Here is a 14,606-nt window from a genome sequence, read left to right as displayed (position 1 = left end):
GTGAGCACCGGAAGCGCAGAAGTCGGCATCAAACGGCCGGCCTCACGAATTCAGTGATGGGATTTTAGGCGCAGACGCGGTTGCGGCCTTGCCTCTTCGCCTCATAGAGCTGGCGGTCGGCGCGGCGATAGAAATCTTCCGCCGTTTCCTGCCTGTCCCAGACGGCAAGGCCGACGCTGGTCGTGATCTTGAGCCGGACATTGCCTGTCAGCACGGACATGTTGGCGATCGCCTTGCGGATGCGCTCGGCAAACTTGCCCAGAAGCTCCGCATCCATGTTGGGCGTAACCACGGCAAACTCCTCGCCGCCCAGCCGCGCCACCACGTCGTGATAGCGCGTCATGTCCTTCAGGCAACTGGCCACCGCCCTCAGCACCTCGTCGCCGACGTCGTGGCCGTGTGTGTCGTTGACCTGCTTGAAATGATCGAGGTCGAGGATCATCAGCCCGACCGGCTTTTCGATGCGCCTGAACTCTTCGAGATATTCCTTCAGCGCGTCGTCGAAATAACGCCGGTTCTGCATACCGGTCAGGCTGTCGGTCAGGGCCGCGTGCTCGAGCGTTTCGGAGCGCGCGCTGAGCGAAACCGTCATGGCGCGCAGCTTGCCTTCCTCCGTCGCCTGTTTGCGGATCAGCGGGTAGATGAAGAAGATGCCGAAAAACAGTGCGGTCGCAAGCAGCACGCCTGTCGCGAACAAAAGCTTGTTGAGGTAGATGACCTTGTCCAGGCCCGAAGCCGTATGGAGTTCCGTGGCGAAGGATTGCAGTTGTCCATAGGCATGCAGCGTCACCAGGCCCGCGGCCAGGATCACGAAGATAAAGACGAAAAATGCTGATTCCGCCTTATGGAAACGCATCTGCTCCCCGATGGAAAAGTGCCCATCGACTTTATGGCACGGACCGACTTACGGAGCGTTAACTTGGACAACCTCGGCGGGAACTCTTTCCTTGGGGTCAACTTTTCAGGTTGTATTGGCAACAAGTGCTTGGATCGTGGTTTCGAGATCGTCACCAGGGCGCAATCTTTGCCATTCCGGCCCCAGTTGATGCCGGAACCAGGTCGCCTGCCGCTTGGCATATTGCCGCGTCGCGATCTTGGCGCGTTCGATCGCCTCGGGAAAACTGGATTGCCCGGCCATCGCGCCCTGCAGCTCACGAACGCCGATCGCCTTCATCGCCGGCAGGTCCGGATCGAGATGAAGAGCCGCAAGTTGCCTGACTTCCTCCAGCGCGCCCTTGTCCAGCATCTGGTCGAAACGCCTTTCGATGCGATCGACCAGCACAGCCCGGTCCGGCTCGATGACCCGGAAATGCGCCGTCTGCCTGTCGATGAGCGGCCGGCCGCGCTCGGCCTGCCATTCCAGGATCGATCGGCCGGATGCATCGAGCACTTCGAGCGCGCGCACGATGCGTTGGCTGTCGGTGGGCTTCAATTGCATGGCGGTTCTCGAATCCTCGCGCAGCAGGATGCCATGCAGCTTGACCGATCCCTGTTCCTTCAGTTCGTAGCGCCAGCGGTCGCGCACCTGCTGGGGAATGTCGGGCATTTCCGAAATGCCCTCGGCCAGCGCGCGAAAGTAAAGCCCGGTGCCGCCGACGAAGATCGGCCGTCGCGAGAGCGCGCCGTCGTCGATCAGCTTCGTCACGTCGCGCAGCCATGCTCCCGTCGAGTAGGCGGTGCCGGGATGGACGTGCCCATAGAGAAAATGCGGCGCTCGTGCGAGGTCGGCCGCTCCCGGCCTGGCGGTCAGCACGTCGAGAACCGAATAGCCTTGCATGGAATCGGTGTTGACGATGACGCCGCCCGTGCGTTCTGCCAAGTCGAGCGCCAGTGCCGACTTGCCGCTGGCGGTCGGCCCGGCTATCAGGATCGCGTTCTTCACGCGGCCTTCGCCCGCACCCGCGCCGGAATTCTCGATGCCGCTCATTGCCACGCTTGTTTCCCGTCCCGCTGACCGCGCTCTGTCGCCGTCGCTTGCGAATATGGCCTCACGGTCGGTGGGCGCAAGCGCCGTCGTCTGGCTGGCCGAAGGGATTGCCTGCGATCTTGCCCTGCCGCAAGAAGCCGACGCCGCCGAAACCACCGCCGTCCTGCGCGCCGCACTGGCCGCGGAGCCGGTCGATGTGATCGTCCAGCAGGCTGACGCAAGGCGAAAGAAGATCCTCATCGCCGACATGGATTCGACCATGATCGACCAGGAATGCATCGACGAACTGGCCGACGAGATCGGCATCAAGGATCGTGTTGCCGTCATCACGGCGCGGTCGATGAATGGCGAGATCGCTTTCGAACCGGCGCTGCGCGAACGCGTGGCGCTGCTGAAGGGCCTCGAAGCCGCCGTGGTCGACCGCATCGTCACCAACCGGCTGACATTGGCCTCAGGCGGCCGCGCCCTGGTTCAGACCATGCGCGCCAACGGCGCCTGGACGGCGCTCGTGTCTGGCGGCTTCGAAGTCTTCACCACGCGCATCGCGGCCATGCTTGGGTTCCAGGAGAACCGAGCCAACCGCTTGCTTGAACAGGACGGATGCTTCACCGGGCTGGTCGGCGAGCCGATCCTTGGCCGCGCCGCCAAGGCCGATGCGCTGCTCGAAATCACCGCCCGCCTCGGCTTGACACCGGCTGATGCGATCGCCGTCGGCGACGGTGCCAACGATCTCGACATGATCCGCCTGGCCGGCACCGGTGTCGCGCTCCATGCCAAGCCGACCGTGGCGGCCCAGGCCAAGATTCGCATCGACCATGGCGACCTGACCGCATTGCTCTATCTGCAGGGCTATCGCCAGGAAGAATTCGTGCAATGAAACCATTGCGAACCGAGCGCCTGATCCTGCGCAACTGGGAAGACCGCGACCGCGACCTGTTCCACCGCATCAACTCCGACGAACGGGTCATGGAGTTCTTCCCGTTCCGCCGCGACCGCGCCCAGGCGGACGCCAAGATGGATGAATTCCGCGCCTGGATCGCTGAGGATGGTTACGGTTTCGCGGCAGCCGAAATTGTCGCCACGGGCGAGTGCATCGGCTTTGTCGGCCTCCTCGACACCGATCATGTGCCGTCCCTGCCGGCCGGCACCGTCGAGATCGGCTGGCGGCTGGCGCCTGACTTCTGGGGCAAGGGCTACGTCACCGAGGCAGCCGAGGCGTGGCTAGCCTACGGCTTCGAGACGCTTGGCCTCGATGAAATCGTGTCATTCGCCGTCGCGGCCAACCGCCGCTCCACGGCCGTCATGGAACGTCTCGGCATGACAGCCGATCCATCAGCCGACTTCGATCATCCCAACATTCCCGACAGCCACCCCGCACTCAAGCGGCATGTGCTCTACCGGCTTTCGCGCAAGGACTGGCAAGCAAGAAAAAAGGCGGCCGGTTAGCCGCCTTTTTGAATCGCCGGATTGAAATCTCAATCCATCCGGATCGTCACGAAGCGCAACTCGCCGGTCTTCGACGCCAGCATCAGCAGCGCGTTCTTGCGCCCCTGTTCCTTAAGGGCACCGATCCGGTCCATGACGTCCTTGGGCGTGGCAACCGATTCCTGGGCGATCTCGGTGATCACCTCGCCGGGCTGGATGCCGCGCTCCGAAGCGGCCGAATCCTTGGCGACATCGGTGATGACGACGCCCGACACATCGGCCGCGATGCTGAACTTCTTGCGCGTCTCGTCATTGAGTTCGCCGACGGTCATGCCGAGCACGGAGGCCGTCGAGACGGCCGGAGCCTTGTCGCCCTTGTCCTGATCGGTATTGCCGCCTTCTTCGGCGTTGGCGGCCTTCTCGCCATCCTCGAGCCGGCCGAGCGTCACCTTCACGGTCTGCTCGACGCCCTTACGCACGATCAGCACGTCGACCGCCTTGCCGACCGGGCTTTCGGCGACCACGCGCGGCAGGTCGCGCATTTCATGGATATCCTTGCCGTCGAACTTGAGGATGACGTCGCCGGCCTGGATGGTGCCGTTGTCGACAGGACCGCCCTTGATGACGCCGGCGACCAGCGCGCCCTTGGCGGTCGCCATGCCGAGGCTCTCGGCGATATCGTCCGTCACCGGCTGGATGCGCACGCCGAGCCAGCCGCGCCGTGTCTCGCCATACTGGCGCAGCTGTTCGACAACGCCCGAGGCGAGCTGCGAGGGGATTGAGAAGCCGATACCGATCGAGCCGCCGGACGGCGAAATGATCGCCGTGTTGATGCCGATGACCTCGCCGGCGCTGTTGAACAGCGGGCCGCCGGAATTGCCGCGGTTGATCGCGGCGTCGGTCTGGATGAAATCGTCATAGGGGCCGGAATTGATGTCGCGGTTGCGGGCCGAGACGATGCCGACGGTGACGGTGCCGCCGAGGCCGAACGGATTGCCGATCGCCATCACCCAGTCGCCGACGCGCATCTTGGTGGAATCGCCGAACTTCACCGCCGTCAGCTTGTGGCCTTTCGGATCGACCTTCAGCACCGCGACATCCGTCTTGGTGTCGGTGCCGACCAGCGTCGCCTTCAACGTGATGCCGTCGGAGAAATTGACCTCGATGTCGTCGGCATCGGCGATCACATGATTGTTGGTGACGACGATGCCCTGTTCGGCGTCGATAACGAAACCGGACCCCAGCGACTGCACTTTCTGCGCGCCATTGTCCTTGTCGCCGCCCCGGTTCTTGAAGAAATCGTCGAAGAAGTCCTGGAAGGGCGAGCCCTCGGGCAGCTGCGGCATCGGCACCGCGCCCGGACCTTCCGTGCCCTTCACCGTCTGCGAGGTCGAGATGTTGACCACCGCGCCGAGCAGTCCTTGCGCAAGGTCCGCCACCGAGGCCGGCCCGTCGGCGGCCAATGTCGGGGTCACGAAGGACGGGACAGCAACGGCGCCGACGAGAAGCGCCGCCGCGCCAGCGATGAACGTCCGCCGTGCCGCGCGCAAGAGGAGTGTGGATGTCATCGAGAAGCCTCCCGGTATGTCTGAAAAAGAAAGCGCAATGGCGAAGATACCGCGTTGCGCCATCTTGGCAAAAAATACGGCACGTTTGCGGCTATGACTATCGGCAGAGGATAAATCCTCCATTATTCCAGAGACGAAAGCCGGCCGCTCTCATCCGCCGCGCACCAGCCAGACGATGCCGACACCGATGGCGATCGCCACCAGGCCGCCGATCCGCAAGGCATTTTCCGGCATGGACAGCACCTCGCCCGCGAGCTTCCTCGCAAAGCCGGGGAAGCCGCCATAGACCAGGCCCTCTATGACAAGGACCAGGCCTATCGCCGCGAAGAAATCCTGCACCGGCCCGTTACTGGCCGGTACTGGGTTGTGTCGCCGGCGCGGCGGGCGCCGGTGCCGGGTTTGCCGGCCCTTCCTTGCCGTCGGGATTGCGGAAGAAGCGGAAGAACTCGGAGCTCGGCGACAGCACCATCGTCGTCCCGGTGTTGTCCAGCGCGGTGCCATAGGCATTCATCGACCGGTAGAAATCGAAGAAAGCCGGGTCGCGCTGGTAAGCTCCCGCGAAGGTGGCGCTGCGCTGGGCTTCGCCCTCGCCGCGCAGGATCTCGGACTCCTTCTGCGCTTCGGCCACGATCTCGACGACTTCACGATCGGCGCGTGCCGTGATGCGTTGTGCCGCTTCGTTGCCGCGTGCCCGTAGCCTGGCGGCCTCGGCCAGCCGTTCCGCCTTCATGCGATCGTAGGTCTGCTGTGAAACCTCGGCCGTCAGGTCGGTACGGCGGATGCGGACATCCTCGATCTGCAGGCCAAGCGACGTGGCGTCGGGCCGGAGCTGATCGCGCACTTCGCGCATCATCACCGCACGCTGTTCCGAAAGCGCGGCCTCGAAGTCGCGCAGACCGTAGACGCGGCGCAAGGCAGCGTCGAGACGCGTCCTGAGCCGCGCTTCCGCCAGTTCGATCTGGCCGGACACGGCGGCACGGAAGACGCGCGGATCCGAGATGCGATAGGCGATGAAGGCATCGACTTCGTAGAACTTGCCGCCCGACACCTGGACGCGGATGTTGTCCAGGTCGAAGCGCAGCACCCTGTTCTCGATCAGCTGCACCGTGTCGGCGTCGAAGAACGAGAACGGCGCCTTGAAATAGATGCCGGGTTCGCTCTTGACGTCGACGATCTCGCCGAACCTCAACACCAGCGCCTGCTGGCGGGCATTGACCACGAAGACAGAAGAATAGATCAGGAACAGGATGACCGCCGCGATGGCGACGACGATGGGAAGACGGTTGGCCATCACTGGGTCCCTCCCGTGTTCGCGGCAGGCGCGGCCGGTGCCGGCGGCTTGGGCTGCAGTGCGGGCAGCGGCAGATAGGGCACGACACCTTGTCCGTTGCCCTGCTCGACGATGACCTTGCTCGAGTCCTTCAGAACCCTCTCCATGGTTTCCAGATAAAGCCGTTTGCGCGTGACATCGGGCGCTTTGACATATTCGTCGTAGACCGAGATGAAGCGCTGGGCCTCACCTTCGGCTTCCTGCACCACGCGGTTCTTGTAGGCGGCCGCGTCTTCGCGAACCTGTGCCGCTTCGCCGCGCGCCTGCCCAAGCTTCTGGTTGGAATACTGATTGGCCTGCTCGACGAACTTGTCCTCGTCCTGCTCGGCACGCTGCACCTCGTCGAAGGCGTCGGCCACTTCACGTGGCGGTGCCGCATCCTCTATCGAGACGGCGTTGACGTTGAGACCGGCCTTGTAGCCGTCCAGCGTCGTCTGGATGATTTCGCGCACCGACGCCGCTATGCCCTGGCGGTCATCGCGGAAGATGTCCTGTGCCGGCCTGCGGCCCACGGCTTCGCGCATGGCGCTTTCGGCGACCTGCCGCAGCATGCCGTCCGGGTCGGAGACGTCGAACAGATAGGCCCGGGGATCGGACACCTGATAGGCCACCGAAAACTGCACGTTGACGATATTCTGGTCGCCCGAAAGCATCAGGCCGTTGCCGCTGGTGTTGCCGCCGCCAATGTCGACGAGCTGCTCGGAAATCTTTGCAGTCTCGACGGTCTCAAGCGGCCACCAATGGAAATGCAGGCCGGGCTGCGAGAGTTCGGCCTTCGGCTTGCCGAAGCGCAGTTCGACCGCGACTTCGTCCGGTTGCACGGTATAGACCGCCTGGAACGCCCATAGAACGACCAGTACAGCGGCGATCAGCCCGAACACGGCCGGACTGGCGCCGCCACCGCCGGGCAGCGCGCGCCGCAGCCTGTCCTGGCCGCGGCGAATGATGTCTTCGAGGTCGGGAGGCGAACCCTGCGGGCCGCTCGGTCCCTTTGGCCCCTGCCCCCAGGGTCCCTGATTGTTGCCGCCGCCGCCCCACGGGCCGCCGCCTCCGCCACTCTTGTCGTTCCAGGGCATGAATGTCCTTTCGCTTGGAATTCCCTCAAGCGCCGGAGTTACGGCGCAAATCCAGTGTTGTTCTTCTATAGGGTCGCCACGGCACGCTTTCAACGCGATGCGCCGCCGACTTCGTCCGATTTGGACCGGTCGCGACCCTTTGTCGTCTTTCAATGCCCTTTTTGTCTATCAATGTATCTCGCGGCGGCGCTCGTAAACCGAATAGCGCGTCGCGTGGCTGTCCTTCTCCCCGGCGGGAACCTCCTGCGCACTCACCATAAGCCAGGATTTCGGGTCGATCGGTGGAAAATGCGCGTCGCCGTCGACGGCGGCCAGAACATGAGTGACGTGCAGCCGGTCGGCCAGCGGCAGTGCCTGGGCATAGATCTCGCCGCCGCCGATGACGCAGACCTCGTCCACGCCCGTCATGCAGCGTCCGCGCACATTCGCCAGCTGGATCGCGGCCTCCAGCGTATGCGCCACCTCGACGCCCTCGGCGCGCCAGGCCTTGTCGCGCGTGACGACGATGTTGAGCCTGCCCGGCAGCGGCCGGCCGATGCCCTCATAGGTCTTGCGGCCCATGATGATGGGCTTGCCCATCGTGTCGGCCTTGAACCGCTTGAGATCGGTGGAGAGCCGCCAGGGCAGCCCGCCGTCCCGGCCGATCACGCCATTCTCGGCGATGGCAACGTAGATCGCGACATGCATCAGTTCGCGTCCCCGCCGCTGCTGTCCGACGGTTCAAGCAAGAGGATGTCGATGTCGTGCTCGGGATAGAAATCGTCAGCGGTCATCTCGAAGCTCGTCGGCCCAACCTTTTTGACATTGTCGCCGCAGAACGAGACCAGCGCCTTCGGGTTGCCCTTGTCGATGGTCAGCTTGAACTTGCCGATGGTGCCCGCCGCCCAGTTGCCGCCCGTGGTCAGGATATAGGCGATGCGGCTTTCATAATATTTCGGGTAGCCGTCGGGGCTGTCCTTCGCAGCCTTCCGCACCGCTTTTTCGAACGTGTCGTCCATGCAGTAGCGGGTTTTGTAGGCCGCATATGCGCCCTGGAACTGGCCCTCGTTGAAAAAACTGACCGAAGAGGTGCCGCCGACGCTCGGTTTGTAGCGGTGCGCGACATGAACGTCCTTGTTGGCGGGAAAGGTCGAGCGCCACCAATAGGTCGAGCGCAGCTGCCAGAACGGCGCATAGCTGGACTTCATGCCGCTCCCGTCATCGGCGGTATCCTCGATGATGATGCCGCGATTGACCCAGTCGTCGGCCACCGCTTGCGGCAGCTTCGCCAGGGCCGCCTTGGCCGCGTCGCCGAACGGATTGAACGGCACGTTCTGCGCCTTCAAATCGGCGCTGATATCGATGCCGAGCGCGAACACCTTCTGCTCGAGCTGCGGCTTTGCCGCGACACCGTCGATCGTCACCTCGAAGCCAAGGAAGTTGTCGCTCTGGTTCTCGGGAATGGCCGGCATCTCTTCGGGATTGCCGGAAATGTCGGGCATCGGGAAGGCGACGATCGCATCGACATCCTTGTCGGTGTTGTTGTGGAAGACGTAGTCGACCGTCACCTTTTCGGGCGAGATGAACAGATCCTCGCTTTGCATCGCCACGGCGTCGCTGCGCGACAGGATCAGGCCGCCGGTGCCGAGTTCGGCCACTGAATCATTGGCAAAGGCTGGCACGGTCGAGAAGACCAGCACCGCGCTCAGCATATATCGCAACATGAAAGCTCCCTCGGCGAGAATGTCGCGATGACCCTAGCCGTTTCAACGTGGCGTTTCAAAGCCCTTCCATATCCGATGACCGCGCCACGATGTCTGGACTAACAGGCTCCGATCGGGCAGGAGTTCGCTTCATGCGCACGCTTCTCGTCATCGGCATCGGAGCCGGCAATGCAGACCACATGACCGTGCAGGCCATAACCGGCCTGAACCGGGCGGACGTCCTGTTTATTCCCGACAAGGGCGCGAAGAAAAACGACCTTGCCGACCTGCGGCGCGGGATCTGCGACCGCTTCGTCACCAACCCGAAGTCGCGCCGCGTCGAGTTCGACGTGCCGGTGCGCGCCGAGCCGGCGCCATCCTACCGCTCGACCGTCGACGACTGGCACGAAGCCATAGCCGCCATCTACGAGGGCCTGATCCGCGGCGAGATCGCCGAGGACGGCTGCGGCGCCTTCCTGATCTGGGGCGATCCCACGCTCTACGACAGCGCCTTGCGCATCCTCGAGCGCGTGCGGCTGAGGGGCAATGTCGCCTTCGAACTGGAAGTCATCCCCGGCATCACCGCCATCCAGGCGCTGGCGGCCAGCCACAAAATGGCGCTGAACCGCATTGGCGATTCCATCCTGGTCACCACCGGCCGCAGGCTTACCGAAGAGGGCCTGGCCGAAAATGCCGGCAGCACCGTCGTCATGCTCGACGGCAAATGTGCCTTCAACACGCTGGCCGACCAGGATGTCACCATCCATTGGGGCGCCTATCTCGGCACACCCGATGAGATCCTCATTTCAGGCCGCCTGGGTGACGTCGGCGCCAGGATCGAACAAACCCGCGAGGAAGCCCGCCGGCAAAAGGGCTGGATCATGGATACGTATCTGCTGCGCAAGCCGGGCGAATAGGAAGGCAGTAGGGCAGTAGGTGAAGGATTTTTTGTGCTGGAAAACAGCTACGAATTACCTCCCTACTGCCCTACTGCCCTACTGCCCTACTGCCCTACTGCCCTACTGCCCTACTGCCCTACTGCCCTACTGCCCTACTGCCCTACTGCCCTACTGCCCTACTACCTACCCAGCATCGATCTCCGCCTGCAGTGCCTCCATATGCGTCGCTGCCGCCGTGGCCGCCGCGCGCTCGATGGCGCGGAAACGGCTGACCACCGCCAGGCCGACCGCCGTCAGTTGCGCGCCGCCGCCCTTGCGGCCGCCGGTCTGCGCCGAAACCAGCGGCTTGCCGAACACGCGGTTCATGTCCTCGACCAGGTCCCAGGCATGCTTGTAGGACATCTCCATGCCGCGCGCGGCGGCCGAAATCGAGCCGAAGGAGGCGATCTGCTCCAGCAGCTCGATCTTGCCCGGCCCAATTCGCCCGTCCGGATCGAGATTTATCCGCAAGCTCAACGACGGCATCTTTGCTCCTCCGCGATTACCCCAAGCCTTGCCTTGGTGATACCGCTATTCCAAATCAACATAGCGCCGATCGCCGCGCCTGTCAGCCATCGACCTCGAACGGCAAACCGGCGCTGGTGTTGGCCCGATCGAAGCTCACCGTCTTGACCACCGCGAAAACCTTGCCGCCCAGCCGCAGCTTCAGCGCCTGCCGCGACTGCTCGGTGATGCGGGCAAGCACCGTTGCGCCATTGCAGTCGATGCCGACCTCGACCGCCGGCCCCTCGCCCGGGCTGATCGCCACGATCGTTCCGGGCAGGATGTTGAGCGCGCTGAGGCCCTTGGGTTGTTCGGTGGCGATCATGACGTCGCGGGCGCGGATGCGGATGCGCACCGGAGCTCCTGCCGTCACGGCCAGTCGCGGCACGCGGATCTCGCCGGCGGCCGAGCCGAGCACGGTCATGCCGAAAGCCTCGTCATGGCGCAGCACCTTCGTGTCGAGCACGGCGCCGCCCTCGCCGCGCTCTTCCGCGGGCAGCAGGTCGAGCCTTTGCATGACGGCCTCGGTCGGGCCGCTGGCAACGACCTTGCCTTGCGCCAGCGTCACCACATCGCTGGCCAGCCGCGCCACTTCGACGATCGAATGGCTGACATAGACGATTGGAATCTTCGTCTCGTCGCGCAGCCGCTCGATATAGGGCAGGATCTCGGCCTTGCGCGCCTCGTCCAGCGAAGCCAGCGGCTCATCCATGAGCAGCAGCCTGGGGCTGGCCAGCAGCGCCCGGCCGATCGCCACGCGCTGTCTCTCGCCGCCCGACAGCTTTGCCGGCCGCCTGTCCAGAAGCGGAGCGATGCCGAGCAGGTCGACAACCGCTTCCATGTCGGCGTAGCGCTCGCCAGCCGGCGTGAACCAGCGGCCATAGCGCAGATTGCCGGCCACGCTCATATGCGGAAACAGCCGCGCATCCTGGAACACCATGCCGATGCGGCGCCCGTGCCTCGGCACGAAAATGCCGGCATCCGTGTCGACCAGCACGCGGCCGTCGACCTCGATGCGCCCCTTGCCGGGCCGGATCAGGCCGGCGATCATGTTGATCAGCGTCGTCTTGCCCGAACCGGACGGGCCGAACAGCGCCGTCAGCCGCCCGGCGCTCTCGAAGCGGGCGTCGATGGCGAAATCGCCGAGCCGGTGGCCGATGTCGACGAGGACGCTCATTCGATATCCATCCGCCGGCCGACGCGCCGCGCCAGCACTTCCGAGGCGACGAGCGCCGCCATCGAGATAACGATCGAGATCAGCGTCAGCCGCAGCGCTCCCTCATCGCCGCCGGGCACCTGCGTGAAGGTGTAGATCGCTGAAGGCAGCGTCTGTGTCTCGTTGGGGATGTTGGAGACGAAGGTGATCGTCGCGCCGAACTCGCCCATCGCCTTGGCGAAGGAAAGGATCGCGCCGGCGATCAGCCCGGGCAGGATCAGCGGCAGCGTGATGGTGGCGAACACCCACAACGGATTGGCGCCGAGCGTCCCTGCCGCCGCCTCGATTCTGCTGTCCACCGCTTGGATCGACAGACGGATCGCCCGCACCATCAGGGGAAAGCCCATGACGCCGCAAGCAAGAGCCGCACCCGTCCAGCGGAAGGAGAAAACAATGCCGAAATGCTCGGCTAGGAAGGCGCCGGCCGGCCCGCGTTTGCCGAAAGTCAAAAGCAGCAGATAGCCTGTCACCACTGGCGGCAGGATCAGCGGCAGGTGCACCAGCCCGTTGAGCAGCGTCTTGCCCCAGAATTCTCCCCGCGCAAGCACAAGCGCGATCAATATGCCGGGCGGCAGGCTGGCGAGCATCGCCACCGTCGCCACCTTGATCGACAGCCGGACCGCATTCCATTCGTCGGGAGTGAGGTCCAGCAGCCAGTTCATATTGCGATTTCAGGGCCTTTTCAGAGTCAGTTGCTCGGCGTGAGCACGGTGAAGCCCTGCTCCTTGAAAAGCGCGCCGGCTTTGGCGGATTGCAGGCATTTCAGGAAGGCCGTCGTATCCTTGTCCTTCGAATCGGCGGTCTGGGCAACCGGATAGATGATCGGCGGATGCGAATCCTCCGGGAAGGTACCGACCACCTTGACGCCCTTTTCGGCATGCGCGTCGGTGGCATAGACGATGCCGAAAGCCGCTTCGCCCGTCGAAACCAGCTTCAGCGCCGCACGCACATTCTCGGCCTGCGCCACCTTGCCCTCGACCGAAGACCAGACACCGAGCGATTCCAGCGCCGCCTTGCCGTATTTGCCGGCCGGCACCGCCTTGACGTCACCCATGGCGAGCTTGCCGTCGCCAACCAGCCTGGCGAAGCCAAACCCCTTCTCGATCTTGGTTTTAGCAGTCGAATCCTTCGGCGCCACCAGCACGATCTCGTTGCCGAGCAGCTTCAATTCGGTGTCGGGCTTGATCAGCTTCTTGTCGGAGAGATATTTCATCCAGTCGAGGTCGGCCGAGATGAAGACATCGGCCGGCGCCCCGCCCTCGATCTGCTTGGCCAGCGCCGAGCTTGCGGCATAAGAGACGGTCGCGGCCTCGCCGACATCGGCCTCGCAGGCCTTGTTCACCGCGTCGAGCGCGTCCTTGAGGCTGGCGGCCGCAAACACCACGACCTTGTCTTCCGCGTGCGCTATTGGCACCGCCGCCATCAACGCCGCCGCGAAACCGCCAATGGCGATCGCCCGCAACCCCAGACCTTTGCGCTTCATCGAAACTCTCCCTGGTTTGAAATCCGTGCGGCTCAAGGCCTGACAACCGATATATCCGCATGAATATAACAAGGGAAGGCCCGACATCCTTCCCGATATCGATTGTTCTGGTAAAACGGGCAAAGAAAAGACTTGGAAAGGACCTTCGATGAAGATCAGCGCTCGCAATATCCTCAAGGGAACCATCACCGAGATCGCCAAAGGCGCCACCACCTCGCACGTCAGGATCGACATCGGCGGCGGCGCCATCGTCACCGCCTCGATCACCAACGAGGCCGTTACCGACCTGAAGCTCGAAAAAGGCAAGCAGGCCTACGCCGTGGTCAAGGCCTCGGACGTGATGGTCGGAGTAGATTGAAGCCGCGGTTCAGACCGCGATGGGCGCCTTGATCGACGCGTCGGCGACGTAGTTTTCCAGCCGGAAATCCTCGAAGCGGAAGGCGAACAGGTCCTTCACCTCCGGGTTGATCCACATTGTCGGCAGCGCCCTCGGCGTGCGCCGCAACTGCTCGCGCGCCTGCTCGAAATGGTTGGAGTAGAGATGCGCGTCACCCAGCGTGTGGACGAAATCACCCGGCTTCAGCCCGGTCACCTGCGCCACCATCAGCGTCAGCAAGGCATAGGAAGCGATGTTGAAGGGAACACCGAGGAAGATGTCGGCGGAGCGCTGATAGAGTTGGCAGGAAAGCCGGCCCTCGGACACGTAGAACTGGAACATGCAGTGGCACGGCGGCAGCGCCATGGCCTCGACCTCGGCCGGATTCCAGGCTGAGACGATCAGTCGCCGCGATTGAGGATTGCGGCGTATCTCCTTCAAAAGATTCGCGATCTGGTCGATCGAGCCGCCATGGCCGTCCGGCCAGGAGCGCCATTGCTTGCCATAGACCGGACCGAGGTCGCCATTCTCGTCGGCCCATTCGTCCCAGATGGAAACGCCGTTGTCAGTCAGGTATTTGATATTGGTGTCGCCGGCCAGGAACCACAGCAGTTCATGGATGATCGACTTCAGGTGCAGCTTCTTGGTGGTGGTGACCGGGAAGCCGCGCGCCAAATCGAAACGCATCTGGTAGCCGAAGACGGAACGCGTGCCGGTGCCCGTGCGGTCGCCGCGATCGGCGCCGTTTTCCAGCACATGCTGCAAGAGGTCGAGATACTGGCGCATCGGTTCCGGCTCGATTCGAGTGTGCAGGCATTATAGCTGCCGGACAGCCCGTCGAACACAGCAAAACGACGGGCGTCGCTTGCACCACCATTCTTCCCAGCGTTTGTGCCGCCCCTCATTGCCCTGCCGGGCATTTCTCCCCGTATAGTGACGGGGAGAAAGGTGCTGGCCGCAACGCTGGCGCCCTACTTACAACGCTCGAGATTGGCGAAAACGTCAAAGACAGCGCCCTTCTCCCCGTCACTATACGGGGAGAAGATGGCGGCAGCCAGATGAGGGGCGGCGCTGACGCCTG

17 protein-coding genes are annotated in these 14,606 nt (G+C 63.7%); 4 read left to right on the top strand and 13 right to left on the bottom strand.

Going from position 1 to position 14,606, the window contains the following annotated elements; genetic code table 11:
• Positions 1 to 64: 64 nt before the first annotated feature.
• Positions 65 to 856 (bottom strand): GGDEF domain-containing protein, encoded by a 792-nt coding sequence (locus tag MESOP_RS17920; RefSeq protein WP_013894751.1) that lies wholly within the window; start codon positions 854 to 856, stop codon positions 65 to 67.
• A gap of 105 nt (positions 857 to 961) precedes the next feature.
• Entirely contained in the window at positions 962 to 1,927 is a 966-nt protein-coding gene (gene miaA / locus MESOP_RS17915; RefSeq protein WP_041164177.1) for a tRNA (adenosine(37)-N6)-dimethylallyltransferase MiaA, read from the bottom strand.
• On the opposite strand from miaA, the gene serB reads away from it, so the two are divergent.
• Both serB and MESOP_RS17905 read left to right on the top strand, forming a co-directional pair.
• Positions 1,917 to 2,804: a phosphoserine phosphatase SerB gene (gene serB / locus MESOP_RS17910; RefSeq protein ID WP_013894749.1), complete on the top strand. Its 888-nt coding sequence runs from the start codon at positions 1,917 to 1,919 to the stop codon at positions 2,802 to 2,804. The two genes, miaA and serB, sit on opposite strands and share 11 nt — an antisense overlap.
• On the top strand, positions 2,801 to 3,373 hold the full coding sequence (locus MESOP_RS17905; protein ID WP_013894748.1) for a GNAT family N-acetyltransferase: 573 nt from the start codon (positions 2,801 to 2,803) through the stop codon (positions 3,371 to 3,373). The genes serB and MESOP_RS17905 overlap by 4 nt, the downstream gene beginning before the upstream one ends.
• A 29-nt stretch (positions 3,374 to 3,402) precedes the next feature.
• Here MESOP_RS17905 and MESOP_RS17900 read toward each other — a convergent pair whose 3' ends face one another.
• The 6 genes from MESOP_RS17900 to MESOP_RS17875 all read right to left on the bottom strand — a co-directional run bounded on the left by MESOP_RS17900 (position 3,403) and on the right by MESOP_RS17875 (position 9,029).
• Positions 3,403 to 4,920 carry a DegQ family serine endoprotease gene (locus MESOP_RS17900; protein WP_013894747.1) on the bottom strand — a complete coding sequence of 506 codons (1,518 nt, stop codon included), beginning with the start codon at positions 4,918 to 4,920 and terminating at the stop codon, positions 3,403 to 3,405.
• Positions 4,921 to 5,070: 150 nt separating this feature from the next.
• On the bottom strand, positions 5,071 to 5,259 hold the full coding sequence (locus tag MESOP_RS17895; RefSeq protein WP_013894746.1) for a DUF2065 domain-containing protein: 189 nt from the start codon (positions 5,257 to 5,259) through the stop codon (positions 5,071 to 5,073).
• A 7-nt stretch (positions 5,260 to 5,266) separates the two neighbouring features.
• Entirely contained in the window at positions 5,267 to 6,211 is a 945-nt protein-coding gene (gene hflC / locus MESOP_RS17890; RefSeq protein WP_013894745.1) for a protease modulator HflC, read from the bottom strand.
• Entirely contained in the window at positions 6,211 to 7,326 is a 1,116-nt protein-coding gene (hflK, locus tag MESOP_RS17885) for an FtsH protease activity modulator HflK (RefSeq protein WP_013894744.1), read from the bottom strand. The genes hflC and hflK overlap by 1 nt, the downstream gene beginning before the upstream one ends.
• A gap of 168 nt (positions 7,327 to 7,494) precedes the next feature.
• Positions 7,495 to 8,013 carry a dihydrofolate reductase gene (locus MESOP_RS17880; RefSeq protein ID WP_013894743.1) on the bottom strand — a complete coding sequence of 173 codons (519 nt, stop codon included), beginning with the start codon at positions 8,011 to 8,013 and terminating at the stop codon, positions 7,495 to 7,497.
• On the bottom strand, positions 8,013 to 9,029 hold the full coding sequence (locus MESOP_RS17875) for a DUF4424 domain-containing protein (protein ID WP_013894742.1): 1,017 nt from the start codon (positions 9,027 to 9,029) through the stop codon (positions 8,013 to 8,015). The genes MESOP_RS17880 and MESOP_RS17875 overlap by 1 nt, the downstream gene beginning before the upstream one ends.
• A gap of 131 nt (positions 9,030 to 9,160) precedes the next feature.
• Between MESOP_RS17875 and cobF the strand changes: the two genes are divergently transcribed.
• Complete coding sequence (cobF, locus tag MESOP_RS17870) at positions 9,161 to 9,925, top strand: precorrin-6A synthase (deacetylating) (RefSeq protein ID WP_013894741.1); 765 nt, start codon at positions 9,161 to 9,163, stop codon at positions 9,923 to 9,925.
• 165 nt (positions 9,926 to 10,090) lie between these two features.
• Here the strand turns inward: cobF and MESOP_RS17865 are convergent, their stop codons facing one another.
• The 4 genes from MESOP_RS17865 to modA form a co-directional block, all read right to left on the bottom strand.
• Positions 10,091 to 10,432: a winged helix-turn-helix domain-containing protein gene (locus tag MESOP_RS17865; protein ID WP_013894740.1), complete on the bottom strand. Its 342-nt coding sequence runs from the start codon at positions 10,430 to 10,432 to the stop codon at positions 10,091 to 10,093.
• Between the two features lie 82 nt (positions 10,433 to 10,514).
• Entirely contained in the window at positions 10,515 to 11,627 is a 1,113-nt protein-coding gene (modC, locus tag MESOP_RS17860; RefSeq protein ID WP_013894739.1) for a molybdenum ABC transporter ATP-binding protein, read from the bottom strand.
• Positions 11,624 to 12,328 carry a molybdate ABC transporter permease subunit gene (gene modB / locus MESOP_RS17855; RefSeq protein ID WP_013894738.1) on the bottom strand — a complete coding sequence of 235 codons (705 nt, stop codon included), beginning with the start codon at positions 12,326 to 12,328 and terminating at the stop codon, positions 11,624 to 11,626. The genes modC and modB overlap by 4 nt, the downstream gene beginning before the upstream one ends.
• 26 nt (positions 12,329 to 12,354) lie before the next feature.
• Entirely contained in the window at positions 12,355 to 13,149 is a 795-nt protein-coding gene (gene modA, locus MESOP_RS17850) for a molybdate ABC transporter substrate-binding protein (protein ID WP_013894737.1), read from the bottom strand.
• A 148-nt stretch (positions 13,150 to 13,297) separates the two neighbouring features.
• Here modA and MESOP_RS17845 point away from each other — a divergent pair, with 148 nt between their 5' ends.
• Positions 13,298 to 13,507, top strand: a complete 210-nt coding sequence (locus tag MESOP_RS17845; protein ID WP_013894736.1) for a TOBE domain-containing protein — start codon at positions 13,298 to 13,300, stop codon at positions 13,505 to 13,507.
• Positions 13,508 to 13,516: 9 nt separating this feature from the next.
• Here the strand turns inward: MESOP_RS17845 and MESOP_RS17840 are convergent, their stop codons facing one another.
• Positions 13,517 to 14,311: a thymidylate synthase gene (locus MESOP_RS17840; RefSeq protein WP_013894735.1), complete on the bottom strand. Its 795-nt coding sequence runs from the start codon at positions 14,309 to 14,311 to the stop codon at positions 13,517 to 13,519.
• Between the last annotated feature and the right edge of the window lie 295 nt (positions 14,312 to 14,606).

This window comes from Mesorhizobium opportunistum WSM2075 (genome assembly GCF_000176035.2).
In the GTDB taxonomy this organism is placed as follows: Bacteria; Pseudomonadota; Alphaproteobacteria; order Rhizobiales; family Rhizobiaceae; genus Mesorhizobium; species Mesorhizobium opportunistum.
Note: the sequence above shows the minus strand (reverse complement) of the source record. Positions and strands in the feature narration are given on the sequence as shown.

Excerpts from the sequence above, each read along its gene's own strand:
- MESOP_RS17920 (WP_013894751.1), bottom strand. The coding sequence starts at position 856 with ATGCGTTTCCATAAGGCGGAATCAGCATTTTTCGTCTTTATCTTCGTG.
- serB (WP_013894749.1), top strand. The coding sequence starts at position 1,917 with ATGCCGCTCATTGCCACGCTTGTTTCCCGTCCCGCTGACCGCGCTCTG.
- miaA (WP_041164177.1), bottom strand. The coding sequence starts at position 1,927 with ATGAGCGGCATCGAGAATTCCGGCGCGGGTGCGGGCGAAGGCCGCGTG.
- MESOP_RS17905 (WP_013894748.1), top strand. The coding sequence starts at position 2,801 with ATGAAACCATTGCGAACCGAGCGCCTGATCCTGCGCAACTGGGAAGAC.
- MESOP_RS17900 (WP_013894747.1), bottom strand. The coding sequence starts at position 4,920 with ATGACATCCACACTCCTCTTGCGCGCGGCACGGCGGACGTTCATCGCT.
- hflC (WP_013894745.1), bottom strand. The coding sequence starts at position 6,211 with ATGGCCAACCGTCTTCCCATCGTCGTCGCCATCGCGGCGGTCATCCTG.
- hflK (WP_013894744.1), bottom strand. The coding sequence starts at position 7,326 with ATGCCCTGGAACGACAAGAGTGGCGGAGGCGGCGGCCCGTGGGGCGGC.
- MESOP_RS17880 (WP_013894743.1), bottom strand. The coding sequence starts at position 8,013 with ATGCATGTCGCGATCTACGTTGCCATCGCCGAGAATGGCGTGATCGGC.
- MESOP_RS17875 (WP_013894742.1), bottom strand. The coding sequence starts at position 9,029 with ATGTTGCGATATATGCTGAGCGCGGTGCTGGTCTTCTCGACCGTGCCA.
- cobF (WP_013894741.1), top strand. The coding sequence starts at position 9,161 with ATGCGCACGCTTCTCGTCATCGGCATCGGAGCCGGCAATGCAGACCAC.
- MESOP_RS17865 (WP_013894740.1), bottom strand. The coding sequence starts at position 10,432 with ATGCCGTCGTTGAGCTTGCGGATAAATCTCGATCCGGACGGGCGAATT.
- modC (WP_013894739.1), bottom strand. The coding sequence starts at position 11,627 with ATGAGCGTCCTCGTCGACATCGGCCACCGGCTCGGCGATTTCGCCATC.
- modB (WP_013894738.1), bottom strand. The coding sequence starts at position 12,328 with ATGAACTGGCTGCTGGACCTCACTCCCGACGAATGGAATGCGGTCCGG.
- modA (WP_013894737.1), bottom strand. The coding sequence starts at position 13,149 with ATGAAGCGCAAAGGTCTGGGGTTGCGGGCGATCGCCATTGGCGGTTTC.
- MESOP_RS17845 (WP_013894736.1), top strand. The coding sequence starts at position 13,298 with ATGAAGATCAGCGCTCGCAATATCCTCAAGGGAACCATCACCGAGATC.
- MESOP_RS17840 (WP_013894735.1), bottom strand. The coding sequence starts at position 14,311 with ATGCGCCAGTATCTCGACCTCTTGCAGCATGTGCTGGAAAACGGCGCC.